General features: G+C 68.0%; 23 protein-coding genes. 11 read left to right on the plus strand and 12 right to left on the minus strand.

Annotated features, from left to right (window positions below; translation table 11 throughout):
- Window positions 1-8: 8 nt before the first annotated feature.
- The 10 genes from NWF24_RS13140 to NWF24_RS13185 form a co-directional block, all read right to left on the minus strand.
- Window positions 9-1,295, minus strand: a complete 1,287-nt coding sequence (locus NWF24_RS13140) for an amidohydrolase family protein (protein WP_258354525.1) — start codon at window positions 1,293-1,295, stop codon at window positions 9-11.
- A 64-nt stretch (window positions 1,296-1,359) separates the two neighbouring features.
- Entirely contained in the window at window positions 1,360-1,821 is a 462-nt protein-coding gene (locus NWF24_RS13145) for a hypothetical protein (protein WP_258354526.1), read from the minus strand.
- Window positions 1,821-2,744, minus strand: coding sequence for an ABC transporter permease (locus tag NWF24_RS13150; RefSeq protein WP_258354527.1), 924 nt, complete (start codon window positions 2,742-2,744; stop codon window positions 1,821-1,823). Before NWF24_RS13150 ends, NWF24_RS13145 begins: the two co-directional genes overlap by 1 nt.
- Complete coding sequence (locus NWF24_RS13155) at window positions 2,741-3,805, minus strand: ABC transporter permease (protein WP_258355286.1); 1,065 nt, start codon at window positions 3,803-3,805, stop codon at window positions 2,741-2,743. Before NWF24_RS13155 ends, NWF24_RS13150 begins: the two co-directional genes overlap by 4 nt.
- Entirely contained in the window at window positions 3,805-5,436 is a 1,632-nt protein-coding gene (locus NWF24_RS13160) for an ABC transporter ATP-binding protein (protein WP_258354528.1), read from the minus strand. The genes NWF24_RS13155 and NWF24_RS13160 overlap by 1 nt, the downstream gene beginning before the upstream one ends.
- A complete protein-coding gene (locus NWF24_RS13165; protein WP_258354529.1) occupies window positions 5,433-6,380 on the minus strand; it encodes a 5'-methylthioadenosine/S-adenosylhomocysteine nucleosidase in 948 nt (315 codons plus the stop codon). Before NWF24_RS13165 ends, NWF24_RS13160 begins: the two co-directional genes overlap by 4 nt.
- Window positions 6,381-6,388: 8 nt before the next feature.
- Complete coding sequence (locus NWF24_RS13170; protein ID WP_258354530.1) at window positions 6,389-7,390, minus strand: BMP family protein; 1,002 nt, start codon at window positions 7,388-7,390, stop codon at window positions 6,389-6,391.
- Window positions 7,391-7,472: 82 nt separating this feature from the next.
- Window positions 7,473-8,102, minus strand: coding sequence for a uracil phosphoribosyltransferase (upp, locus tag NWF24_RS13175; protein WP_007837874.1), 630 nt, complete (start codon window positions 8,100-8,102; stop codon window positions 7,473-7,475).
- A gap of 36 nt (window positions 8,103-8,138) precedes the next feature.
- Window positions 8,139-9,545, minus strand: coding sequence for a URC4/urg3 family protein (locus NWF24_RS13180; protein ID WP_258354531.1), 1,407 nt, complete (start codon window positions 9,543-9,545; stop codon window positions 8,139-8,141).
- A complete protein-coding gene (locus NWF24_RS13185) occupies window positions 9,542-10,852 on the minus strand; it encodes a GTP cyclohydrolase II (protein ID WP_258354532.1) in 1,311 nt (436 codons plus the stop codon). Before NWF24_RS13185 ends, NWF24_RS13180 begins: the two co-directional genes overlap by 4 nt.
- Window positions 10,853-11,015: 163 nt before the next feature.
- Here NWF24_RS13185 and NWF24_RS13190 point away from each other — a divergent pair, with 163 nt between their 5' ends.
- The 4 genes from NWF24_RS13190 to NWF24_RS13205 all read left to right on the plus strand — a co-directional run bounded on the left by NWF24_RS13190 (window position 11,016) and on the right by NWF24_RS13205 (window position 15,148).
- Window positions 11,016-11,351 carry a hypothetical protein gene (locus tag NWF24_RS13190; protein ID WP_258354533.1) on the plus strand — a complete coding sequence of 112 codons (336 nt, stop codon included), beginning with the start codon at window positions 11,016-11,018 and terminating at the stop codon, window positions 11,349-11,351.
- An 80-nt stretch (window positions 11,352-11,431) separates the two neighbouring features.
- Window positions 11,432-12,022 carry a sigma-70 family RNA polymerase sigma factor gene (locus NWF24_RS13195; RefSeq protein WP_258354534.1) on the plus strand — a complete coding sequence of 197 codons (591 nt, stop codon included), beginning with the start codon at window positions 11,432-11,434 and terminating at the stop codon, window positions 12,020-12,022.
- A complete protein-coding gene (locus tag NWF24_RS13200; RefSeq protein ID WP_093056951.1) occupies window positions 12,019-12,660 on the plus strand; it encodes an NrsF family protein in 642 nt (213 codons plus the stop codon). The genes NWF24_RS13195 and NWF24_RS13200 overlap by 4 nt, the downstream gene beginning before the upstream one ends.
- Before the next feature lie 136 nt (window positions 12,661-12,796).
- Complete coding sequence (locus NWF24_RS13205; RefSeq protein WP_258354535.1) at window positions 12,797-15,148, plus strand: DUF6351 family protein; 2,352 nt, start codon at window positions 12,797-12,799, stop codon at window positions 15,146-15,148.
- A 42-nt stretch (window positions 15,149-15,190) separates the two neighbouring features.
- Here the strand turns inward: NWF24_RS13205 and NWF24_RS13210 are convergent, their stop codons facing one another.
- A complete protein-coding gene (locus tag NWF24_RS13210) occupies window positions 15,191-15,898 on the minus strand; it encodes a Crp/Fnr family transcriptional regulator (protein ID WP_258354536.1) in 708 nt (235 codons plus the stop codon).
- Window positions 15,899-15,932: 34 nt separating this feature from the next.
- Complete coding sequence (locus NWF24_RS13215) at window positions 15,933-17,450, minus strand: DUF853 domain-containing protein (RefSeq protein WP_258354537.1); 1,518 nt, start codon at window positions 17,448-17,450, stop codon at window positions 15,933-15,935.
- A gap of 101 nt (window positions 17,451-17,551) precedes the next feature.
- Here NWF24_RS13215 and NWF24_RS13220 point away from each other — a divergent pair, with 101 nt between their 5' ends.
- From NWF24_RS13220 to NWF24_RS13250, 7 genes are read left to right on the plus strand one after another with little or no spacing between them, the layout of a single operon-like run.
- Entirely contained in the window at window positions 17,552-17,863 is a 312-nt protein-coding gene (locus tag NWF24_RS13220) for a phosphopantetheine-binding protein (RefSeq protein ID WP_116908994.1), read from the plus strand.
- A 4-nt stretch (window positions 17,864-17,867) separates the two neighbouring features.
- Window positions 17,868-18,512 (plus strand): COG4648 family protein, encoded by a 645-nt coding sequence (locus tag NWF24_RS13225; protein ID WP_258354538.1) that lies wholly within the window; start codon window positions 17,868-17,870, stop codon window positions 18,510-18,512.
- Window positions 18,513-18,528: 16 nt separating this feature from the next.
- A complete protein-coding gene (locus NWF24_RS13230; protein ID WP_258354539.1) occupies window positions 18,529-20,235 on the plus strand; it encodes an AMP-binding protein in 1,707 nt (568 codons plus the stop codon).
- Window positions 20,235-21,248 carry an acyl-CoA synthetase gene (locus NWF24_RS13235; protein ID WP_258354540.1) on the plus strand — a complete coding sequence of 338 codons (1,014 nt, stop codon included), beginning with the start codon at window positions 20,235-20,237 and terminating at the stop codon, window positions 21,246-21,248. The genes NWF24_RS13230 and NWF24_RS13235 overlap by 1 nt, the downstream gene beginning before the upstream one ends.
- The gene (locus tag NWF24_RS13240; RefSeq protein ID WP_309148884.1) at window positions 21,238-21,867 is read left to right on the plus strand and encodes a LolA-related protein; all 630 of its coding nucleotides are present in this window, start codon (window positions 21,238-21,240) and stop codon (window positions 21,865-21,867) included. Before NWF24_RS13235 ends, NWF24_RS13240 begins: the two co-directional genes overlap by 11 nt.
- A complete protein-coding gene (locus tag NWF24_RS13245; protein WP_258354542.1) occupies window positions 21,864-24,260 on the plus strand; it encodes an MMPL family transporter in 2,397 nt (798 codons plus the stop codon). Before NWF24_RS13240 ends, NWF24_RS13245 begins: the two co-directional genes overlap by 4 nt.
- Before the next feature lie 19 nt (window positions 24,261-24,279).
- The gene (locus NWF24_RS13250; protein WP_258354543.1) at window positions 24,280-25,101 is read left to right on the plus strand and encodes a polysaccharide deacetylase family protein; all 822 of its coding nucleotides are present in this window, start codon (window positions 24,280-24,282) and stop codon (window positions 25,099-25,101) included.
- Window positions 25,102-25,130: the final 29 nt, after the last annotated feature.

The raw sequence follows: 25,130 nt of genomic DNA on the forward strand, positions 1-25,130 counted from the left end.
GGCCTCGCTCAGCCGGCGCGCTTCGGCGCCATCCAGCTCGTTGCGGCGTCGCGTCCCGCGAGGTGCAGGCTTGCAGTGGCGGCAGGCGTTTCGGCCAGCAAGCGCCCCTTGCGAAACACCTTGAGTCGCGTGGCGCGCAGGCGAATCGCCTCGACCGGATCGCGCGCCTGCAGCAGCACGAAGCTCGCGTCGCAGCCCGCCTCGACGCCGTAGCCCTGCAGGTGCATCACGCGCGCCGCATTCGTCGTCACCGCCTCGAAGCACTGGCGGATGCCGGCCTGGCTGGTCATCTGCGCCACGTGCAGGCCCATGTGCGCCACTTCGAGCATGTCGCCCGAGCCCATGCCGTACCACGGGTCCATCACGCAGTCGTGGCCGAAGGCAACGTTGACGCCGGCGGCCATCAGCTCGGGCACGCGCGTCATGCCGCGGCGCTTGGGGTAGGTGTCGTGGCGGCCCTGCAGCGTGATGTTGATGAGCGGGTTTGCGATGACGGACACGCCGCTCTGCGCGATCAGCGGCAGCAGCTTGCTCACGTAGTAGTTGTCCATCGAGTGCATCGATGTGCAGTGCGAGCCCGTCACTCGGCCTTGCATGCCGAGGCGCTGCGCCTCGAAGGCCAACGTTTCGATGTGGCGCGAGAGCGGGTCGTCGGACTCGTCGCAATGCATGTCGACCAGCTTGCCGCGCTCGGCCGCTATTTCGCACAGCAGCTTCACGCTGGCCGCGCCATCGGCCATGGTGCGCTCGAAATGCGGAATGCCGCCGACCACGTCCACGCCCTTGTCGAGCGCGCGTTCCAGGTTCTCGACGCCGCCCGGGGAGCGCAACACACCGTCCTGCGGGAAGGCGACCAACTGCAGATCGAGGTAGGGCGCCACCCGGCGCTTGACTTCAAGCAGCGCGTCGACCGCCAGCAGGCTCGGGTCGCTGGTGTCCACGTGAGAGCGCACGGCCAGCAGTCCTTTGGCCACGGCCCAGTCGCAGTAGGCCAGCGCGCGTTCGATCAGCGCATCGGCCGTGAGCAGCGGCTTCAGCTCGCCCCACAGCGCAATGCCTTCGAGCAGCGTGCCGCTTTCGTTGACGCGCGGCAGGCCGTAGCTCAGCGTGGCGTCCATGTGGAAATGCGGGTCGACGAAGTGGGGCGCGAGCAGCAGGCCTTGCGCATCGAGCGTTTCGTGCGCCGGGGCGACGAGGCCTTCGGCCACTTCGGCGATACGGCCGCCCTCGACGGCAATCGACATGCCGGTGCGGCCGTCAGGGAGGGTGGCGTTGGTGATGAGGAGGTCGAGCATCGTGGGGCCCTGTGATCGGTTGAACGGTATTTTCGGCCGCTTTGAGCGCCGCCGGAGAGCCGCTTCAGCGCGTGCTCTGCGCCCGGTACCGGTACTGCCCCGGCACGGGTCCGACCTCGATGGTCACGCGGCGCAGCTTGTCGTCGTGGCCGGAGTCGGCCTTCGCCGTCACCACGATGCCGCGCGGCGTGGCGCGACAGGTTAGATCCGTGAGCGTGATCTCCGAATGGTCGTTGTCGAGTTCAGCGATGGCGACCGTGTGCTCGGCATGCAGGCTGCCGTTGGCGTCGCGCGTCATCCACTGCACGTACAGGAACGACTGCGCGTACTGGTCGGCGTGCACCACGCGGTAGGTGCCCTGGTGGTCCTTGCCCCAGGTGCCGCACATCTGAACCCAGCTGACCGCGTCTGGCGTCTTGAAGGCTTCGTAGCTGTAGTCCATTCCCAGCGCCTGGGCCCCGACGCCGGAGAGCGCCAGCAGTGCGGAAAGCGACGTGGCCCGAACTCGCGACCCGATCATCGTCATCAACGTTCCCCCTTTCGGTAGGGCTTCATCAGCGCCTGCGGATAGCTCGCCTTGCGCGCCACCAGCACCAGCGCCAGGATCGACAGCAGGTACGGCAGCATCAGGTACAGCTGGTAGGGCAGCACGGCATCGCCCGATTGTTGCAGCCGCAGTTGCAGCGCGTCGAAGAATGCGAACAGCAGCGCGCCGATCAGCGCCTTGCCCGGCCGCCACGAAGCGAACACCACCAGCGCCACGCAGATCCAGCCGCGGCCGTTCACCATGTTGAAGAAGAAGGCATTGAAAGCCGACAGCGTGAGGAACGAGCCGGCCACACCCATCAGCGCCGAGCCCGCGACGATGGCTCCGGTGCGCGTGGCCGCGACCGACACGCCCTGGCTCTCGGCCGCCTGCGGGTTCTCGCCGACCATGCGCAGCGCCAGGCCGAGCGGCGTGCGGTACAGCACCCAGCCCACCATGGGCACCAGCAGCAGCGCGAATAGCGTGAGCGCGGTCTGCGCATTCAGGATCGGCACCGGCAGCCAGTCCATCGGCGCAAACGGCGTGATGGTCGGCGGCGTGTTCACTTTCGGAAAGCTCACGCGGTAGCCGAAGTAGCTGAGCGCGGTGGCAAGCAGCGTGATGCCCAGCCCCGACACATGCTGCGACAGCGCCAGGCCCACGGTCAGAAAGGCATGCAGCAGCCCGAACACCATGCCCGTGAGCGCGGCCACGCCGACGCCCACCCACAGCGGCGCACCCGCATACACCGCGAGCCAGCCGGTGAAGGCGCCCGCGACCATGATCCCTTCGATACCGAGGTTGAGCACGCCCGCGCGCTCGCAAAGCAGCACGCCGAGCGTGCCCAGAATCAGCGGCGTGGCGATGCGCAGCACCGCGACCCAGAAGGCGGGGTTGGCGAGGATGTCGAGGAAGTCCGTCATTTCTTCATCCGCACCCGGTATTGCGTCAGCAATGTCGCCACCAGCACCGCGATCAGCGATGCGGCAACGATCACGTCGGCGATGTACGTCGGCACACCGACCGCACGGCTCATGGTGTCTGCACCGACCAGCACGCCCGCAACGAATACGGCGGCTGCGATCACGCCCAGCGGATGCAGCCCCGCCAGCATTGCAATCACGATGCCCGTGTAGCCGTAGCCCGGCGACATGTCGAGCGTGACGTAGCTTGTGCGGCCCGCCACCTCGATCGCGCCCGCCAGCCCGGCCAGCGCACCCGAGAGCAGCGCCACCATCACCACGGTGCGCGTCACCGGCACGCCCGCAAAGGCCGCGGCGCGTGTATTCGCACCCACAGCGCGGATGTCGAAGCCCAGCACCGTGTACTTGAAAACCGCCCACACCATCACCGCGAGCGACACGGCCCACAGCAGCCCGGTGTGCACGCGCGTCTGTGCGATGAGCTTGCCGAGTTCGAGATCGGACTGCAGCGACACGCTCTGTGGCCAGCCCATGGCGCTCGGGTCTTTCATCGGCCCGTCGAGCAGCGCCGACACGCCCAGCAGCACGATGAAGTTGATCAGCAGCGTGGTGACGACTTCGTCCACGCCGAGCTTGTTCTTCATCAGCGCCGGGCCCAGCAGCATCAGCGCACCCGCCACGGCGGCGGCCAGCATCATCAGCGGAAACAGCAGCCACGGCGACAGCTCGAAGCCCGTGCCGCCATGCATGCCGCCCACGGCGACGGCGGCCAGCGCTCCGGCGTAGAGCTGGCCCTCGGCGCCGATGTTGAAGAGCCGCGCCTTGAAGGCGACGGTGGCCGCCAGCCCGGTGAGGATGAGCGGGATCGCGCGCGTCAGCGTCTCGCTCCATGCGAAAACCGAGCCGAAGCCGCCCTGCAGCAGCAGCGCGTAGGTGCGGCCGACCGGCGCACCGGCCCACAGCACGAGTAGCGCGCTGACTGCCATGGTGAAGACGACCGCGCCGATGGGCGCAAGCACCAGCGCCATGCGCGAGGTTTCGTGGCGCCGTTCGAGCCGCATCATGGCGTGGCTCCCTTGGCGTGCGCAGCCGTCGCGCCGGCCATGGCCAGCCCGATGGCTTCGCGTGTCCAGGCCGCGGCCGGGCGTGCCTCGCCCAGATGGCCGCCGTGCATCACGGCCACGCGGTCGCCGAGCGCGAGCACTTCGTCGAGGTCGTCGGAAATCACCAGCACCGCCGCGCCGGCATCGCGCGCGGCAATCAGCTGCTGCTGCACATAGGCCACGGCGCCGATGTCGAGGCCCCAGGTCGGCTGGTGCGCGACGATCAGGCGCGGCGCGCGGTTCGGGTACTTCTTGTTGTCGTCGCCCTTGGCCATTTCGGGCTGCTCGGGCGCCAGCAGGGCGCGGCCCAGAATCAGTTTCTGCATGTTCCCGCCGGAGAGCGAACGGGCCGGCGCCATCAGGCCGGCGCCGCGCACGTCGAATGCTTTTTCGATGCGTCGCGCATGCAGGCGGGCGGCCGCGCGCTTCACGATCCACGACCAGCGCGAGAACACCGGGCTGCGCAGGCGCTCCGACACAGCGTTCTCCCACACCGGCAGGTCGCCGACCACACCGACGGCGTGCCGGTCTTCAGGAATGCGCGCAACGCCGCGCTGCACCAGCCGGGCGGGCGAGGGCGGCAAGGCGCGGCCCATCAGCTGAGCGGTGCCTGACGTGGCGCGGCGCGTGCCGCACAGCAGCTCGGCCAGCGCCACCTGCCCGTTGCCAGAAACACCGGCGATGGCGGTGATCTCGCCAGCCCGCAGCGTCAGCGACACCTCGCGCAGCCGGTCTTGCCCGCCGTTCTTGTCTGATGCGGTGCTCACGTGGTCGAGAACGCAGACGGCATCGCCCACCGACTTGGCTGGCCGCCGCTGCGGCACATCGACTGCATGCCCGACCATCCACAGCGCGAGCTGTGCCTGCGTGGTATCGGCCGTGCGCGCTTCGGCCACGAGCTTGCCGCCACGCAGCACGGCGATGCGGTGCGATACGCGCAGCACCTCGCCGAGCTTGTGGCTGATGAAGATCACCGACAGCCCCTGCGCCACCATCTGCGCGAGCGTGGCGAACAGTGCCTCGCTTTCCTGCGGCGTCAGCACGGCGGTCGGCTCATCGAGGATCAGGATGCGCGCGCCGCGATACAGCGCCTTGAGAATTTCCACACGCTGTCGTTCGCCCACCGACAGGTTGCCAATTTGAGCGTCGGGCTGCACCGGCAGGCCGAAGCGTTGAGCCACATCGAGCAGCCGGGCGCGAGCGGCCGCGCGGCGCGACACCGGGCGCCATAGAGGCTCCGTGCCCATCATCACGTTGTCGAGCACGCTGAGGTTGTCCGCCAGCGTGAAATGCTGGTGCACCATGCCCACGCCGGCAGCGAGCGCTGCCTTGGGGTTGCCCGGAGGCAGCGGCGCGCCGAAGACTTCGATGCTGCCTTCGTCGGCGACGTAGTGGCCGAACAAGATAGACATCAGCGTCGACTTGCCCGCGCCGTTCTCGCCGAGCAGCGCGAGCACTTCGCCGGCCTGCAGGTCGAGGGAAATGGCGTCGTTGGCGACGAGGCTGCCGAAGCGCTTGGTGATGCCCTGGAGGCGCAGGACGGTGGCGTCGCTTCCTCCCTCCGTGGGAGGGAGTGAAGGCGGGGTCACTTCCACGCAGCCAGGAAAGCCAGCATGACCTTGGCGGAGTTGTCCGCCGCGATGCCCATGAAGGTGCCCATCTCGTTCTCGCCGTCGCCGCCGCCCGCGAGGTCGCTGAGCGAGCGGAAGGCGATGTAGGGCACGCCGTTGCTGTAGGCGACCATGCCCACGGCTGCGGTTTCCATGTCGAGCACGTTGGCCTGGAAGGTCTTGTAGGTGTATTCGCGGTAGGCCTTGTTGTCCATGAAGGCCTGGCCCGAGACACCGTTGCCACCGACCACCAGCTGGGGCTTGCGCGGCAGGCACTTGCCGGCGCTGCAGTTGGCCAGGTCGACGTTGCGGATGCTGCGTGCCACCTCGAGCATCTTCGGATCGGCTTCGAACCAGAACTTGCGCTGGATCTCCGGACGCGCGGCCGAGCGCACCTCCACCGGGCGCGGGAACATCATGCCGAAGTTGGGCAGCGTGGCATCGGTGATGAAGGGCGGCGCAGCGTATTTGCCGGGCGCGGTTTCGCGCGCCATCAGCACTTCGAGGTACTGGCCCCATTGCGCCGGCACCGTGACGTCGCCGACATGCAGCGATGGATTCACGCCACCCGCAATGCCGCTGAACACGATGTTCGTCACGCGAAAGCGGTTGAGCACGAGCTGCGTGTTCATCGTCGCGTTCGTCATGCTGATGCCCGACAGGAACAGCACCACGGGCTTGCCTTCGAGCGTGCCGGTGGTGAACTCCACGCCGTTCACGCTGTGCTTCACGGGGCCTTGCAGACGCGTGAGCAGCAGCTTGAGCTCGGGCTCGAAGGCCGAGAGCACCGCGATGCGCGGGGTGTCGTCCAGGCGCGTGCTGCTGTTGATGCTGACGCCGGTACCCTTGTAGACGCCAACGCAGCCCACGAGGCCAAGGGCCAGCACGCCGGCCGCGAGAAGGGAAGCCCAGCGGATCTTCATCGGCGCGCTCACTTTGCGGTGGACTTCGGTTGCGCGTCGTCCACCTTCACGATGAACTTGCCCGAGAGGATGTCAGCCTGCCTGGCCTTCACCTTGGCGACGATGTCGGCAGGCACTTTCTTCTCGAAGGTGCCCAGCGGCGCCAGCTCGGAGCCCTTGTGCTTCATCTGCGCATACACGCCGTAGTCTTCGGCCGCGAACTTGCCTTCCTTCACGAGCTTGATCGCGCGGTCGGCCGCGGGCTCGAAATTCCACAGGGCCGAAGCGACCACCGTGTCTGGGTACTGGCTCTGCGTGTCGATCACGTTGCCGATGGCGAGCTTGCCCTTTTCCTTGGCCGCGTCCGAGACGCCGAAGCGCTCGGCGTACATCACGTCAGCGCCCTTGTCGATCATGGCGAAGGCCGCTTCCTTGGCCTTCGGCGGGTCGAACCAGCTGTTGATGAAGCTCACGCTGAACTCGACCTTCGGGTTCGTTTCCTTCGCGCCGGCCATGAACGCGTTCATCAGCCGGTTCACTTCGGGAATCGGGAAGCCGCCGACCATGCCGATGCGATTGCTCTTCGTCATGCCGCCGGCCACCATGCCGCTCAGGTAGGCCGGCTCCTGGATGTAGTTGTCGAACACGCTGAAGTTGGGCGCCTGCGGCTTGAGCGACGAGCCCATCAGGAAGGCGACCTTCGGAAAGTCTTTCGCGACCTTGCGCGCTGCCGCCTCCACGCCGAACACCTCGCCCAGGATCAGCTGGTTGCCGGCCGTGGCGTACTCGCGCATCACGCGCTCGTAGTCGGCGTTGCTGACGTTCTCGGTGGCCTTGTATTCGATCTCGCCGCGTGCCTCGGCAGCCTTCAGCGCCTTGTGGATGCGGCCCACCCATTGCTGCTCGAAGGGCACGGTGTACACCGCCGCCACCTTCAGCTTGGCCTGCGCGAGCGCAAGGCCGGGCGCGCCGGCCGCAAGTGCTGCGGCAATGGCGACGGAACGGATGATCAACTGGCGGCGTGCTGTCACGGTGCTTCTCCTCGAGGTATGGAAATCTTCTTGTCGCCGCCCGAGGGGCAGCGCGGCCGCCACGAATCGTGGCGTCGGGGCCTTACTTGGTGCCGAAAATCCGGTCGCCTGCGTCGCCAAGGCCGGGCAGGATGTAGCCGTGGCTATTGAGCTCGCGGTCGATCGCTGCGGTATAGATCGGCACATCCGGATGGGCCTTCTGCATCGTCGCCACGCCTTCGGGGCAGGTCAGCAGGCAGACGAACTTGATCGACTTGGGGTTGAGCTCCTTCAGGCGCTCAACCGCGGCCACGGCGGAGTTGCCGGTGGCCAGCATCGGGTCGACCACGATCACGTCGCGGTTCTCCATTTCGCCGGGCATCTTGAAGTAGTACTCGACGGCCGTCAGCGTCTTCGGGTCACGGTACAGGCCGATGTGGCCGACGCGTGCGCCGGGCACCACGGTGAGCATGCCGTCGAGGATGCCGGTGCCGGCGCGCAGGATGGAAACCAGCACCAGCTTCTTGCCGTCGATGACTTTGGCCTGCATGGTCTCGAGCGGGGTTTCGACCTCGATGTCCTGCATCGGCATGTCGCGCGTGACCTCATAGGCCATCAGCATGCTGATTTCATTGAGGAGCCGGCGGAAGCTGTTGGTGGACGCATCCTTGCGGCGCATCAGCGTGAGCTTGTGCTGGACGAGGGGGTGATTGACGAGGTGGACGTTGCTCATTGGATTTTTTCTACCGTTGCTGCTGAACCCGGGAGTCTAAAAGACGGTGCCGTCGCTCTCGATCAACAGAGGTGGAGCACCGTCACGCAAGCGTTGTGCCAGCGCCCGGCCCGCGGCCCAGGTGCCGCCTTCGAGCACGCAGGCCAGCGGCAGCTCTTCCTCGGTGCGGTCGAGCACCTTGCGCACGCGCGGCGCCACTTCGTCGAGCAGCGCCACGGTGAGCGCGCGCCATTCGACGATGAATTCGTCGCTCGCCTTCCAGCGGCGGGTGAGAAAGGCCGGGTCCTTCGGCACGATCACGCCGCTGTCGATCAGCAGGCCGCCGTTGCGGTACTCGGGCAGGGCGGTGAGCGCATCGAGGTGGCGCACCTTCACGCCGGCCCATTCGAAGGGTTCGAGCAGCGAATACGTGAGCCACTGCGAGAGCTTGTGAAAGGGCATCCAGCCGTTGGTGAGGCCGGGGCCGCGCACTGCGCTGTGGCGCCAGCAGTCGCCCAGTGCCAGCGCCGGGTCGCCGGAGCCGATGCCGCCCGCGCTGTCGCTCCCGTCGGCCGCGATGCTGTCGACGGCATTGGCCGAGGGCCAGATGCGCGACAGCGTTTCGAGCAGCAGCGAGAGGATCTGGTGCGCGGTGATCTCCGCGGTGGGCGGAGCGGCCGGGCCGTAGGGGCCGACCAGCGCGTCGAACAGGCCACCGGGCCGGCCGTCGTCACCGAAGGTCTCGGGCTGCTCGCTCATGGCCTCGCCGAGCCGGCGCAGCAGCGTGGTGCGGCCCGCCAGGCCGACCAGCGGATTCACCTCGCTGACCTGGAAGGCGTCGCCGAGCCGGTCGGTGACCAGGCCGCGCAGGCCGGCCGCATCGGCCTGGTAGGGGTGGTTTGGGTCGGACGAGAAAAGCCCGCTCATGAACGCGTGGTAGCTCGCCACGCCCAGCCCCTCGGAACGCGTGAAGCGCTCGCCGGTGGCCGATTCGATGTAGTGCCAGTCGGGGCCGGCACCGGCGTCGAGCAGCACGCTCACCAGCACCAGGTCGATGTGGGCCCGGGCGCGCTGGCGGGCGTCGCATTCGCCAAGCAATGCGTCGAGTTCTTCGAGGCGATTGACACCGCCAGCCTCGAAATGGCGCCAGCGGCTGTGGTACGGGATGGTGTCCCACGGGTAGCGCTCGCGCGTGACCTCGGCGACGGTGCGCGCCGCGTCTTCGAGCATGTTGTCGCCGCCGATGCGGAACCACGGCGATTCGCCTCGGCGCGCGCGCGCCAGCAGGGCGCCCGCGCGCTGGCGAATGGCTGCGGTGGTGCGCAGCAGGCTGGCCGCGCCGGCCGGGTGCGCGGTGTCGGCTGTGAACTCGATGGACGGATCGACCTTGCCCGCGCCGCCTGGCGGCAGGCTGCCGGAGCCGTCGACGGGCATGTTCTTGTCGTCGCTGTTGCGGTTGCTCATTCGCTCAATCCCCGGCCCTTGGCCTTCTTCAGTTCTTCTGCGTCCGGCACCGGGCCGGGCGTGAAATAGCCGGCGGCCATCTTGGCGTCCATCTCGACGCGGGCGTCGGCCGGAATCAGCGCGTCGGGAATGTTCACGCGCTCGCCGATCTCGATGCCCGAGCCGGTGATCGCATCGAACTTCATGTTGCTCATCGACACGAGCCGATGGATCTTCTTGATGCCCAGCCAGTGGAAGACGTCGGGCATCAGCTCCTGGAAGCGCATGTCCTGCACGCCGGCCACGCACTCGGTGCGCGCGAAATACTGGTCGGCCGTGTCGCCGCCCACCTGGCGCTTGCGCGCGTTGTAGACCAGGAACTTGGTGACTTCGCCGAGCGCGCGGCCTTCCTTGCGCGAGTACGCGATGAGGCCGACGCCGCCGCGCTGCGCGCCCTGAATGCACTCCTCGATGGCGTGCGTGAGGTAGGGCCGGCAGGTGCAGATGTCGGAGCCGAACACGTCCGAGCCGTTGCACTCGTCGTGGATGCGCGCGGTGAGCTCGACCTCGGGGTTGGCCAGGTCACGCGGGTTGCCGAAGATGTAGAGCGTTTGCCCGCCGATGGGCGGCAGGAACACTTCGAGGTCGGAGCGCGTGACCAGCTCGGGGTACATGCCGCCGGTCTCCTCGAACAGCGTGCGGCGCAGGTCGGTTTCGGAGCAGCCGAAGCGGCGCGCCACCTCGGGCAGGTACCACACGGGTTCGATGGCGGCCTTGGTCACCATCGCGGCACCGCCAGTGGTGAGGAAATGGCCGTCGGCCTTCAGGCGGCCGCTCTGCAGGGCTTCGATGACTTCCGGCAGGATCACATGCGCCTTGGTGATCGCGATGGTCGGGCGGATGTCGTAGCCCGCCGCCAGCTCGGTGGAGAACACATCCGCCACCAGCGCGCCCCACGGGTCCAGCGACACGATGCGCCCCGGCTCGCTCCACTGCGGGTAGGGCCCGATCACGTCGGTGGGCGCGGTGTTGGTGAGGTCTGCCTTGTGCTCGCGCTTGAGTGCCCCGGCCGCTACAGCCAGTGCGCGGTACACGCTGTAGGAGCCACTGTGCGTGCCGATCACGTTGCGATGCGCCCGCTTGGTGGTGGTGCCGACCACCGGCCCGCGCTCGGTTGCCGTGGCCGCGCCCCAGTGAATGGGCAGCGCACCGAAGCCGCCGGCGTGCGAAGTCAGACGGATGTGGCCGGTCGACGACGAGGGATGGAGTGGGGGGAGGGGCGTGACGCCGCCCGGGACGGAAGGGATCGTTGTGCTGTCTGCAGACATTGGTAGCCCTCAAAAAATGCAATGTACCGATCACTTGTGCGGCTGGCAAGCGAGGGCGCGCCCTTGGTCGCAGGCCCCCTTCGCTGTTCGCCGGCCCGCGGATGTTGAACAACAATGCGCCTGGACGGACCGCACCCACAACATCTTTTGCTGGAGGAAATCAATGCGCACGCTTCTCTGTGTATTTCTCGTCTTGAGCCTGTCTGCCTGCGACAAGGCCACCGAAGGCTTCTCGCAGGGCTTCGATTCGGCCTTCAAGACCAACTTCAGAACAAGCTTCATCGACAGCTGCGTCAAGAGCGCTGGATCGCGCGGGAACAAGTCGCAGGAAGAGCTCACCAAGCTGTGCACCTGCGCGGCCGATGGCGTCATGAAGGACGCCACCGTGTCGGATCTGCAGGACGTGGAAAAGACCAAGAGCAGGAGCGGCCCGATCATCGAGCGATGCGTGAAGGAGTCCGTCGGCCTCGTGGTGGATACGCCGACGCGGGTGTCTTGAGGTCCCGGCCCGGGGCCGGCCGCTGGGCGCGGCACAATCCACCGGAACTTTTTTCGACAAGGCTGTAACCAGCCAGCCCGATGGAACGAAACACCGTAGGCAGCAGGACGAACCCAGGCGACGCGGAAGCGGCGCTGCGCAGCCTGTTCCTTCGCGGCCTCGACGGCGACGCGAAGGCCTACCGCGACTTCCTGCAGCGACTCAGCGCGCACCTGCGCGCCTTTCTGGGCAAGCGCCTCTTTGGCTGGCCCGATGAAGTGGAAGACCTCGTCCAGGAATGCCTGCTCGCCATGCACAACCAGCGCCACACCTACCAGAGCGACCAGCCGCTGACGGCATGGGTGCATGCGATTGCGCGCTACAAGATGATCGATCTGCTGCGCGCCAAGTCGGTCCGCGAAGACCTGCATGACCCGCTGGACGACGACCTGGCCGTGTTCGCCGAATCGGCCGAAGAGGCCAGCGATGCGAAGCGCGACCTCGGAGGCCTGCTCGAAACCTTGCCCGAGCGCCAGCGGTTGCCGATCGTGCACGTGAAGATCGAAGGCCTGTCGGTTGCCGAGACCGCGAGCCTGACGGGCATGTCGGAGTCGGCGGTCAAGGTCGGCATTCACCGGGGGCTCAAGGCGCTGGCCGCCCGGTTCGGCAACAGCTGGGGAGGTGCGGCATGAAGACCGACGATCTCGTCGCGATGCTGGCGAGCGGCGAGGTGGCCGTGCCGCGCCGCCGTGCCAGCCGGCGCATCTGGCTGGCGGTGCTGCTGGGTTTGCCGTTCTCGCTCCTGATCCTGTTCGGCGAGTACGGCATGCGGCGCGACATCGTGCAGGCCATGTTCTGGCCGATGTTCTGGGTCAAGGTGCTGTTTCCCTTGTGCATCGCAGCGGCTGGCTTCGTGGCCGTGGAGCGGCTTGCGCGGCCGGGCGTCGAGCCGCGGCGCACCTGGGTGGGCGCGGTGCTGCCCGTGCTCGCGGTGTGGGTACTGGCGGTGATCGCCTGGTTCACCGTGCCGGCCGAGGAGCGCATGCCTTCGCTGATGGGGCAGTCATGGCGCGTCTGCGCGCTGAGCATCGGGCTGATGGCGCTGCCGGTGTTCGCGGCCACGATGGTGGCGCTCAAGGGGATGGCGCCCACGCGGCCGGCGCTGGCCGGGGCCGCGGCAGGGGCGCTTGCCGGGGGCATTGGCGCGGCGGTCTATGCGCTGCACTGCATGGAGCTGACCGCACCGTTCCTTGCGGTCTGGTATGTGAGCGGGATCGCGGTGCCGGTGCTGGTTGGTGCCGTGCTCGGGCCACGCCTGCTGCGCTGGTAGGCCCTCGACAGAGCCCGATGTCCCCGCCGTGGGACAAACCCTAGTCGGGCCCGAAATGTCGTTCCGATAACAGTTCGCAGAAAACGAAAGTAGTGGAATCGCGTCGCCTTTTTCTTCAAATAACGAAGGAGACACGATGCGAGACATCTATCGAGCAGGGCTCAGGATACTGGGCCTGTGTGTATTGGCTTCCCTCATCAACTGCGGCGGCGACGGGGGAGGCGGCAGCGGCTTCGTGCCGATCGTCCCGCCATCGGGCAACGCGCCGCCCGCGACCAACCCACCCGCGCCGGTAGTCGGCGAACTGAAGATCCGCACGCTGTCGAACCGCGCCGACATGATCAGCGACGGCGATGCCTACGTCGAGATCGTGCTGCCGGAGGGCAAGAGCGCGCTCGACCTCGCCGTGGACCTCGACGGCAAGGACGTGTCCTCGGCGTTCGCCTTGCGCGCCAACGGCCGCGTGCTCGGCACGGTCACCGGGCTTCGCGTGGGCAGCAACACGCTCACCGCCACGCTCAAGTCCAGCAAGACGGGCGCCAAGCTGGCCATCGAGAACTTCGGCCGCGGCGGCAACATCTTCGCGGGCACGCCGATCCAGCCCTGGGTCTGCGCCACGAAGGCCGGCACGGTCGCGACGGTGACTGTGCCCGGCACCGGCCTCTCGGCCACCGTGACGACGCAGGTGAGCGGGCTCGACGCCGACCCCGTCGATGCCGATTGCAATGCGCCCACCGTCTACACCTATTACTACCAGCCCAAGGCCAAGGAAGGCACCGACTGCGGCCAGCAGCCGTTCGGCCCCTACGCCTGCTTCGTGCAGTACGACCCGGCCAAGCGCCCGAAGGATGCCGACATCGCGAACTTCACCACCGACCGTGGCGACACCGTGAAGGCCCTGCTGCGGGTGGAGCTAGGCACGATGGGCCGCAGCGAATACCAGGTGGCGGTGTACTTCGACCCGGCCAAGCCCTGGACGCCCTGGGAGCCGCAGAAGGGCTGGAACGGCAAGGTGCTCTGGAAGATGGGCGCCTCGGCCTCGGGCAACCGCTTCCAGCAGAACCCGGGCACCGCGCTCTTCGACGACAACGCGCTGCGGGCCGGCTACATGACGGTCAATTCGCAGCTGACCAACCACAACGACAACAACAACGAATTCCTGGCGACCGAGAACATCATGATGGTCAAGGAGCACATCGTCGATACCTACGGCGAGATCCGCTTCACCATGTCCGACGGCGGCTCGGGCGGCTCGATGATGCAGACCGTGCCGGCTTCGGTGATGCCCGGCCTGCTCGACGGCTTGCAGACAGGCTACAGCTACCCCGATGCGGTGACGACCTGGATCGAGACGCGCGACTGCGGCAACCTCTGGCGCTACTACGGCACCGGCCCGGGCGCGGGCCTGTCGCCCGCAGCGAGGGCGGCGATCGAGGGCCATCCGACAGCCGACTACTGCACCAGCTGGGTCTATTCCTTCCTGGCGCCGCAGAACCCCGTGCTGGCCACCAACTGCGGACCGGGCTTTCCGGCCGCGCTCGTGTACGACCCGGTGCTGCGGCCCGACGGCGTGCGCTGCACGATCCACGACGTGATGACTTCGATCCTCGGCACCGCTGACCTCAACGGCCGCACCGTGCCCAACCTGCCGTACGACAACACCGGCGTGCAGTACGGGTTGAAGGCCTTGCGCTCCGGCGCCATCACGCCGGAAGAGTTCGTCGCGCTCAACGAAGGCGTCGGCAGCTGGGACGCCGACATGGTCTGGTCGGGCGACAAGGCCGTCACGCCCGCCGCACGCGCCAGGGCGCAGCCGGGCGCGATGACAGCGCTCTACCGCAGCGGCCTGGTCAGCTACGCGAAGAACCTCGCGAAGGTGCCGATCATCGACCTGCGGCCCGAGCTCGGCGCCGACATCCATATGGCGTGGCGCACCTTCGAGCAGCGCGCGCGCCTGGACGCGGGCAACGGCGGGCACGACAACCATGTGGTTCTGGCGAGTGCGGCCGGCACGGGCGTCGCGCTGACCAGACAGGCCTTCCTGATGATGGACCGCTGGCTGAGCGCTATCGAGACCGACAAGTCGCAGGGCGCAAAGGAGGCGAAGGTCGTGAAGAACAAGCCCTCCGACGCGATCGATCTCTGCCTCGCGACCGCGGGCACGACCAACGCCGAGCTGGTGGACATCGGCTTCACGAGCGCCGCCTGCCCGGTGAAGCCGTACGAGTCGGTGCGCATCGTGTCAGGCGGTCCGCTGTCGGAGGACGTGTTCAAGTGCCAGCTGAAGCCGATCGACTTCGCATCGGCCGACTACGCCGGCATCGGCTTCACGGGCGGCCAGCAGGTTCGCCTGCAGGCCACCTTCCCCGATGGCGTGTGCGACTGGAGCAAGCCGGGCGTGGGGCAGGTGCCATGGACGCCGACCACCTTCCGCAACGGCCCCGGTGGGCAGGACATGCCGGCCGCGCCGGCCTCCGTGGCGTTCTGAGCGGCGCCGCGTTACACCGCATTCAGCCGCATTCAGCCGCATTCAGCCGGGCTGATTGGTCGGGTATCTCGACAGGCGTTGCCTGTCGAGCACGTTGATGTAGCCGTAGCCCGTCTTGATGAGCCGGACCGCTTCGAGCTCGTGCAGCGCCACGTTCACCCGCTGGCGCGACACGCCGACCATCCAGCCGATTTCTTCCTGGCTGATCTGCAGCGTGGCGTCGGTGTTCGGGTAGAGCACCGGATGGAAGAGGCTCGCAATGCCGCGCGCCACGCGGGCAGTGGGCTCCAGCAGCCGGTCGAACTTCACGGTCGCGATGAACTGGCTCAGCCGCTCGTTCAGGTGCGACAGCATGAAGTGATTGAAGGGGACGCTGCGGTCCAGCAGCCACGCGAAGGTGTCGCGCGGCAGGTGCAGCGTGGTGGTGGGGCGGGTCGCGGCAATCTCGTACTTGCGCTGCTCTACCTTCAGCAGCGAGCCTTCGCCGATCCAGCCGCCAGCGGCCACGCCGGTGAACATCACCGGCTTGCCATCGGCCGAGGTGTCCTGCACGCGGAGGAAGCCGCGGATCACGCCGATCCAGCTGTCGGCGATCTCGTTGCGCTGGCAGACGAATTCGCCCGGGCCGTGCTCGCGCGTGAAGAGCGCCTTGTAGACCACGTCGCGCTCGCTCTGGGTCAGCACGCGCGGCCAGATGCAGCGCTCCCAGAATTCGTAGACCTCCTTGTCCGGCAGCTTGCTGGTGGACATGCAGGTCTTCGTGCGCGGCCGGTTGCCGTCGACCTCAGCGCTTCTTGGAGCCGAAGATCCCGCCGAGCACCCCGCGCAGGATTTCCTTGCCAACAGACGTACCCATGGTGCGCACCGCCGACTTGGCCATGGTCTGCACCAGCCCGTCGTGCTTCGCGCCGCGCGGGCCGGTGGTGCCGAAGAGCATGTCGTTGAGGACGCCGCCCATGCCGGAACCCGACGATGCCGCTGCATCCTTGCCGCCGGGCACTGTCGCGGTCGGTGCGTCGGGTGCGCTGTCGGCGCGGCCCTTGAGCTTTTCGTAGGCCGATTCGCGGTCCACCGTCTTCTCGTAGACGCCGGCGACCAGCGAGCCGGCGATCAGTGCCTTGCGCTGGTCGGGCGTGATGGGGCCGAGTTGGCTGCCGGGCGGCAGCACGAACACGCGCTCGGTCACGCTCGGGCGGCCCTTTTCGTCGAGGAAGCTCACCAGCGCCTCGCCGACCGCAAGCTCGGTGATGGCGGTCTCGATATCGAGGCCCGGCTTCTGGCGCATGGTGCTGGCAGCCGCCTTCACGGCCTTCTGGTCGCGCGGCGTGAAGGCGCGCAGCGCGTGCTGTACGCGGTTGCCCAACTGGGCCAGCACCGTGTCAGGGATGTCCAGCGGGTTCTGCGTAACGAAATACACGCCCACGCCCTTGGAGCGCACCAGCCGCACCACCAGCTCGATGCGTTCCACCAGCGCCTTGGGCGCCTCGTTGAACAGCAGGTGGGCCTCGTCGAAGAAGAAGGCCAGCTTGGGCTGCTCGGGGTCGCCGATTTCGGGCAGCTGCTCGAACAGCTCCGACAGCATCCACAGCAGGAAGGTGGCGTACAGGCGCGGCGAGTTCATGAGCTTGTCGGCCGCGAGGATGTTGACGACCCCCTTGCCGCCCACGGTCTGCATGAAGTCGGCGATGTTGAGCATCGGCTCGCCGAAGAACTTGTCGCCGCCCTGGGTTTCGATCTGCAACAGGCCGCGCTGGATGGCGCCCACGCTGGCGGCGCTGATGTTGCCGTACTGGGTGGTGAACTGGCTGCTGTTTTCGCCCACGTACTGCAGCATGGCGCGCAGGTCCTTCAGGTCGAGCAGCAGCAGGCCGTTGTCGTCGGCGATCTTGAACACGAGGTTCAGCACGCCGGCCTGCGTTTCGTTCACGTCGAGCATGCGGCCCAGCAGCAGAGGCCCCATGTCGGAGACGGTGGCGCGCACCGGGTGGCCCTGTTCGCCAAACACGTCCCACACCGTGACGGGGCAGGCGGAGGGCTCGGGTACCTCGATGCCGCGTTCCTTCAGGGTGGTGGCCAGTTTGCCGCCGATGGCACCCTTTTGACTGATACCGGTCAGGTCGCCCTTGACGTCGGCCATGAACACCGGCACGCCGATGGCGGAGAGCTTTTCGGCGATGGTCTGCAGGGTGACTGTCTTGCCGGTGCCGGTGGCGCCGGTGATCAGGCCATGGCGGTTGGCCAGGCCGGGGAGAAGACTGCACTCGATGATGTCGTGCCGTGCGATCAGAAGTGGGTCGGCCATGGGGCGCTCCGGGTCGTATCGAAGCGGGCAGTCTAATCAAGCGGCACTCCTATAATCCACGGCCCGCACGGTAGTTCAGGAAAAAGTTTTAGGAGGTTTTTTTGTCATCGACTGCTCAGCCCCCCATTCCCGCCACTGGCGATGCCTCCGAACAGTCGCCGATCGAAAAAGAGCTGGCCGTGCTGCTCGTGAACGCGCTGAACCTCGAAGTGGCTCCCGAGGACATCGTGCCGACCGATCCGCTCTACGGCGAAGGCCTCGGGCTCGACTCGATCGACATCCTCGAAGTGGCGCTCGAAGTCTCGCGCCGCTATGGCTTCCAACTGCGTTCGGACGACGAACGCAACCAGCAGATTTTCCAGTCGCTGCGCACGCTCGCGACCCACGTCGCCGAGCATCGCGTGGCTTCCTGATCCCATGTCACGATGGCGAATAGCACTCCTGCTGGTGGCGGGCGTGGCGTATGCCGGCCTGTCCCACTGGATGACGCTGTTCCATGCCACGGAACCGTGGGCGGTCGTGGTGTTGCTCGGTCCGCTCTGGCTCGCGGCCATGGGCCTTGCCGCCAGCTGGTTCGGTCGCTGGGGCCTTGCCGCCGTGGCTGTTCTGGGTATCGGCGGGTTCTCGCTCGTCTTCCTGGGTGAGGCGGGCGATCCCAACCGCTTGTACGTGCTGCAGCACGTGGCCATCAACGCCGCGCTGTGCGGCTGGTTTGGCTCGACGCTGCGTGGCCGGGGCCTGCCGCTGATCACGCAGTTCGCGCAGCGGGTGCACCCGCTCAAGGGGCACATGCTGTCCTACACCACGCAGCTCACGCGCATCTGGACCGGCTTCTTTGCGCTGACGGTGCTGGCGTCGATCCTCATCTACCTGACCCGGCCGTTCTCCGACTGGTCGTTGTTCGCCAATGTGCTGTCGCCCGTGATGGTGACGCTGCTCTTCGTGGGCGAGCACTTTGTGCGCTACCGGCTGCATCCCGAATTCGAACGCACGCGCCTCGTGGATGCGGTGCGCGCGTTCTATGGCACATCGTCGGTGGACACCAGCCCCGGCGGCCAATGACACAGGCGCCGCCCGCGTGACGACAGATACCCGTTTCCTGCCACTGCTCACCGACCGAGACCCAGATTCCATCCTGGCCTGGCGCGCCGGCGTGCCGGTGAGCACGCGGCAGTTCCTGGCCGACGTGGCCCGCTTCGCGCCCGAACTTCCGGGTGAGGGCTCTGCCGTCAATCTCTGCGTAGACCGCTATGCCTTTGCCGTAAGCCTGGGCGCGGCGCTGGTGCGCGGCCATGCCAGCCTGCTGCCGCCCGACGCGCGGCCTGACACGCTCGCGCGCCTGCTCGAATCCGGCGGTCCGCGTCTTTTTGCGCTCACCGACGATCTGAAGCAGCAAACGCCCGGCATGCAGCGCGTGCTGGTCGAAAACAGCCAAAACCGCGCGAGTTCTGAGGGCCCCGTGCCGCAGATCGACGCAGCCATGCACGCCGCAAGCCTGCTGACCTCTGGCTCGACCGGCGTGCCGCAGCCGCACGCCAAGACCTGGGGCACGCTGGTGGGCGACGTGGCGGTGGCCGTGAAGCGGCTGTGCCGGGTGCTCGAGTGCCCCACGCTGGAAGGCCTGACGTTGGTCGCGACCGTGCCGGTGCAGCACAGCTACGGGCTCGAGTCATCGGTGCTGCTGGCAATGCTGGGGGGCGCGGCCTTCGAAAGCGGCCGGCCGTTTTTCCCGGCCGATGTGGCGAAGACGCTTGCCTCGGTGCCGCGCCCCCGCGCGCTGGTGACCACGCCGTTCCATCTCAAGACATTGCTGCTCTCGGGCATCGAGCTGCCGCCGGTCGACCTGATCCTGTCGGCCACCGCGCCGCTGTCGCCGCAGCTTGCGCAGCAGGCCGAGCAGGCCATGGGCGGCGTGCTGCTCGAAATCTACGGCAGCACCGAGTCGGGCCAGGTCGCCACGCGCCGCACCACCGACAACGAGATCTGGGAAACCTTCGGCGAAATCCGCGTGCACGCCGAGCCCTCGGCGGACGGTGGCCCCGAGCGCTTCATCTTCAGCGGCGACTTCATACCCGAGCCCACGCCGATGGCAGACGTGCTCGAACTGCTGGACGAGCGCCGCTTCCGCCTGTTCGGCCGGGCCAACGACCTGATTCACGTGGCGGGCCGACGCAGTTCGCTCGCGCACCTGAACTTTCACCTCAACAGCATTCCCGGCGTGGACGACGGCGCCTTCTGGCTGCCCGACGAGGTAGCCGACGGCGTCGTGCGGCCGGTGGCTTTCGTGGTGGCGCCCACGCTTTCGGGGGGCGACATCATCGCGGCCCTGCGGCAGCGGCTCGAACCCGTGTTCGTGCCGCGCCGCGTGGTGCAGGTCAAGGCCTTCCCGCGCGAAGGCACGGGCAAGCTCACCGTGCGGGCGCTGCGCGAATTTGCGCTGGCGCAGCTCGCGGAAGACGACACACCGGTGCAGATGGCTCACGTGGTGCCGGCCGATCACCCGGTCTTTGCCGGTCATTTCCCGGGGCAGCCGCTGCTGCCGGGTGCGCTGGTGCTGGCGGAGGTCATGGAGGCCATTCGCCGCGTGCCGGCTCTGATGGCGCGGCTGGGGGCCAACCCCACGCTTGCGGCAGCCAAGTTCCTGGCGCCGGTGCGGCCTGGCGCCGCGCTGTCCATCGAGCTGCATCCGGAAGCCGGGCCCGGTCGCGGCGTGCGTTTCGACGTGCGTTGCGACGGCGTGGTGGCTGTCACGGGCCGCTGGACAGCCGTGCAAGAGTCCGCGTGATGAAGCACACCGACGTCGAGGCGCGCGCCGTGAAAGAGGCAACCCGGGCAGGGCAGGCAGCACCGAAAGGCGAAAGCGGCGACTGGGCCCGTGCGCCCGAGCGCAGCAACATGCTTGCGCTGCGGTTCATCGTCCTGATGGCGCTTGTGTGCGGACGTCACGTCACGCGCCTGCTGCTGCCGCCCATCGCGCTCTACTTCCTGCTGTTCGCGCCGGCGCAGCGCCGGCACATCAAGCGCTACCTGTTCCGGGCCATCGGTCCGCAGGCGGGTTGGGTCGACGGCTTCCGCCTGCTGCACGCCTTTGCCTCGACGGTGCTCGACCGCGTGTACTTTCTGCGCGGGCGCCTGGACCTGTTCAAGGTCAGCATCGAAGGCAATGCCCCGATCGATGCCGAGATCGCGCGGGGGCGGGGCGCCTTCCTGCTCGGCGCCCACATCGGCAGCTTCGAGGCGCTGGGCGCCTGCAAGCAGCAGACGCACCAGCACAACCTGCGCCTGGCGATGCTGATGTACCCGGACAACGCGCAGCGCATCACGGCCATCCTCAACACCATTGCCGTGCCCGAATTGCGGCCGCACGTCATCGCGCTGGGCCGGCCGCATTCGATGCTGGCCCTGCGCGACTGGCTCGACGGCGGCGGCCTGGGCGGCATGCTGGCCGACCGCACACTGCCGGGCAGCGAAGAGCAGCCCGCGCACCAGCGCGGCAACAACATCGTGCTGCCGTTTCTCGGGCAGCCCGCGGTTTTCAACGATGGTCCCTTCCGGCTTGCGGCCTTGCTGCGCCGCAAGGTGTTTTTCATGGCCGGGCTCTACGGCGGCGGTGCTCGCTACGATGTTCGGTTCGACCCGCTGGCCGACTTCGGCGAGCCGGTTTGCAGCCCCGCGGAGCGCGAAGCGCGTATTCGCGCGGCCGTCGAAGCCTATGTGGCGCGCCTTGAAGCGCTGTGCCGCGCATACCCCTACAACTGGTTCAATTTCCATGATTTCTGGCTCGAAGATGCGGCTTGACTGGCTTTGCAGGGCATGCGTGCTCGCACTGGCCTTCTGCGCCGTGCCGGCCTGGGCGGCGTTCGACCTGCCCGAGCTGATGACGCTGCTGGCCAAGCAGAAGAGCGGGGAGGCCCGCTTCACCGAACAGCGCTTCGTGCACGGCCTGGAAGGCCCGCTCGACGCCAGCGGCACGCTGAGCTTTGACGCGCCCGACAAGCTGGTGCGCCGCACGCTGTCGCCGCGCGTCGAGACCATGGCGGTCGAGGGCAACACGCTGACGCTGTCGCGCGGCGGCCGCAACCGCACGCTGGCGCTCGACAGCATGCCCGAGCTGCTCGGCCTGGTCGAAGCCATGCGCGGCACGCTGACCGGCGACGGCGCCACGCTGCAGCGCTATTTCCGCAGCACCGTGTCGGGCTCCGCCGCCAAGTGGACGCTCGACCTCGTGCCGATGGACAGCCGGCTGGCCGCGCAGGTGCGCAGCATCCGCATCAGCGGCCGCGCGAGCGACGTGCTGGGGCTCGATATGGAGTTTGTCGGCGGTGACCGCTCGGCCATGAACATCACGCCGGGCGCGACTGCACCCGCGCCAGCCAACGCGGCTCCGTCCGGCGCCACCGGACGCACCACACCGTGACGCCACAGCAGCGGGCGGGCGGCCCGCCGGGTTGGCGGCGCAGGGCGGTCGTGCTGCTGGCGTGGCTGCTGGTGCTGCTGTGCGGCGCCGTAGTCATTGCGCGCACGCAGATCGGTGCCGATCTCTCGGCCTTTCTGCCCAAGAGCCCCGACGTGCGCCAGCGCGTGCTGATCGAGCAGCTGCAAAGCGGCGTCGCCTCGCGCACGCTGATGCTGGGCATCGAAGGCGGCAGTGCCGAGCAGCGCGCCGCAGCGTCGCGCGCGGTGGCAAAGGACATGCGCGAGAGCAAGCTCTTCGACCTGATCCAGAACGGAGACGTCGGCGACTGGAGCGAGGCGGGGAACTGGGTGCTCCAGCACCGCTACCAGCTGTCGCCCGGCGTCACGCCCGGGCAGTTCACTGCCGAGGGCTTGCGCGACGCGATCAACGAAACGCTGTCGATGCTGGGCACGCCTGCCGGCAACGTGATCAAGCCCCTCCTTGATCGCGACCCGACCGGGGAGACGCAGCGCATTGCCATGGAGCTGACGCCCGCCAGCGCGCCGCGCAGCGAGGACGGCGTGTGGATGTCGCGCACCGCGCCGCGCGCGCTGATGGTCGCCACTACGCGTGCCGCCGGCAGCGACCTCGACGCGCAAGCCATCGCCATTGCGCGCGTGCACGCCGCCTACGCGGCCGCGACGCGCGACATGGGGGCCACGGCGCCCAAGCTGCTGCTGAGCGGTCCGCCCGTGTTCTCGGTGATGAGCCGCGACAAGATCAAGACCGAAGCGATCCACCTCGCGGTGGTGGGTGGCATCGTGATGGGCGGGCTGCTGTTGCTGGCGTTTGCATCGCCACGCGCGCTGGTCATCGCCTTCCTGCCCGTGGCCACGGGCGTGGTGATCGGCACCGCGAGCGTGAGCCTGGTGTTCGGCTCGGTGCATGGCCTCACGCTGGGTTTCGGCAGCACGCTGATCGGGGAGACGGTCGACTACGCCATTTATTACCTCATCCAGGCGCGTGGCGCCGCCGTGGCAGGCACCGGCTGGCAGCGCTGGCGCGACCTGAACTGGCCGACCGTACGGCTCGGGCTGCTGACCTCGGTGTGCGGCTTTGCAGCACTGGTGTTCTCGGGCTTTCCGGGGCTGGCGCAGCTGGGTGTGTTTTCCATTGCAGGCCTCGTTGCGGCCGCGCTGGCCACGCGTTACGTGTTGCCGATGCTGGCGCCGGACGGTGCCACCGGCATGGGCATGCGCAAATACATGGCGCAGATGGCCGGCGCGCTGGTGCGCGGCCTGCCGCGTCTGCGCTGGCCGCTGGCCGCGCTGGGCGTGGCAGCACTGGCACTGGTGCTGTGGCAGGGCGGCCATCTGTGGCGCGCCGACCTTGGCGCGATGAGCCCGGTGCCCAAGGCAGCCCAGCAGCTGGACGAAATGCTGCGCAACGACATTGGCTCGAGCGACGGTGGCGTGCTGGTGGTCGCCTATGGCGACGACGAACAGGCCGCGCTGCGCAACACCGAAGCGGCGGCGCAGCGGCTCGATGCGCTGGTGGATCAGGGCGAACTCGTCGGCTACGAAACGGTCACGCGCGTGCTGCCCAGCGTAGAGGTGCAGACGGCGCGCATCGCAGCCCTGCCGGACGCCGAAACGCTGCGCGCCAACCTGGCAGAGGCAACCAAGGGCATGCCGCTGCCGGCTTCGCGGCTCGGGCCGTTCCTGGCCGACATCGAGGCTGCGCGCAAGCTGCCACTGGTGCAGCGCGCCGAACTGGCCGCCGGGCCGCTCGGCTCGGTCCTGAACACGCTGATGTACCAGCGCCCGGGCGGCGGCTGGGGCACGCTGGTCGTGCTGCATCCGGGCGCCAAGTTCGACCAGGGCCGTCTAGAAGCGGCGCTGGCCGGCCTGCCTGAGGTGCAGGTGGTCGACGTCGGCCGCGAACTCGCGAGTCTGTACCAGCGCTATCTGCACGAGGCCTTCGTGCAGGTGCTGCTCGGCGCACTGGCGGTGGTGCTGCTGCTCGGCATCTACCTGCGTTCGTGGCGCCGGCTGCTGGCCGTATGCCAGCCGCTGGTGTTCGCGGTGGTGTTGACGCTCGGCGGCATGGCCGTGCTGCAGGCAGCGCTGGGCATCCTGCATCTGGTGGGGCTGCTGCTGATCGTGGCGGTGGGGTCCAACTACGCGCTGTTCTTCGACCAGTTGCGCACCACCGGGCGGGCCGATGAAGACACGCTGGCGTCGCTGATGCTGGCCAACCTGACGACCGTGGTGTCGTTCGGGCTGATCGCGATTTCGGACATTCCGGCGCTGTCGTCCATTGGCCGCGTGGTTGCGCCGGGGGCGCTGCTGGCACTGTTGCTTTCGGCAGCATTCGCACGCAGCGTGGGGCCTTCGCAGGCTTCGCGTGGCTGACGGGGGAAAATCCGGCCTCATGTCTACCGCTCCCGTACCTACCGAATCCTGGCCCTGGCCGCCGGCCATCCGCGCCAGCGCGGCGTGGCACGTCGCGGCCATCGGTGCGGGCGTGCTGGTGCCAGGAGCGTTGCCATGGGCCATCGGCGCGATCGTGTTGAACCATGCGCTGATCACCGGTGCCGGCCTGACGCCGCGCAGCAGCCTGCTGGGCCCCAATGTCACGCGGCTGCCCGAAGCGGCTGCGGCGCGGCACGAAGTGGCGATCACCATCGACGACGGGCCGGAGCCCGAGGTAACGCCGCGCGTGCTCGACCTGCTCGACGCGCACGGCCAGCGCGCCACCTTCTTCTGCATTGCCGAGCGCGTGCTGACGCACCCCGAACTGGCGCGCGAGATCGTGGCGCGCGGCCACAGCATCCAGAACCACACGGCGCGGCACCGGCACAATTTTTCCTTTCTCGGGCCGCGCGGTTTCGCCGCCGAGATCGCGCGGGCGCAGGACATCCTGAGCGACGTCACCGGCCAGCGCCCGACCTGTTTCCGCGCGCCCGCTGGCCTGCGCAACCCGTTTCTCGAACCCGTGCTGCACCGCCTCGGCCTCTCGCTCGTGAGCTGGACGCGGCGCGGCTTCGACACGCGCGAAGGCGACGCCGCCAAGGTGATGGCACGCCTGAGCCACAACCTGCAGGCGCGCGACATCCTGTTGCTGCACGACGGCAATGCCGCGCGCACCGTTGCTGGACAACCTGTTTTGCTGGAGGTACTGCCCTTGTTGCTCGAACGCCTGCGCGCCGATGGATTGCGCTCCGTGACCCTGCCTGAAGGATTGAAGTCATGAACGCCGCCCGGCCGCCCGAAGGCGCTCGC

Source organism: Variovorax paradoxus (assembly GCF_024734665.1).
Classification (GTDB): domain Bacteria; phylum Pseudomonadota; class Gammaproteobacteria; order Burkholderiales; family Burkholderiaceae_C; genus Variovorax.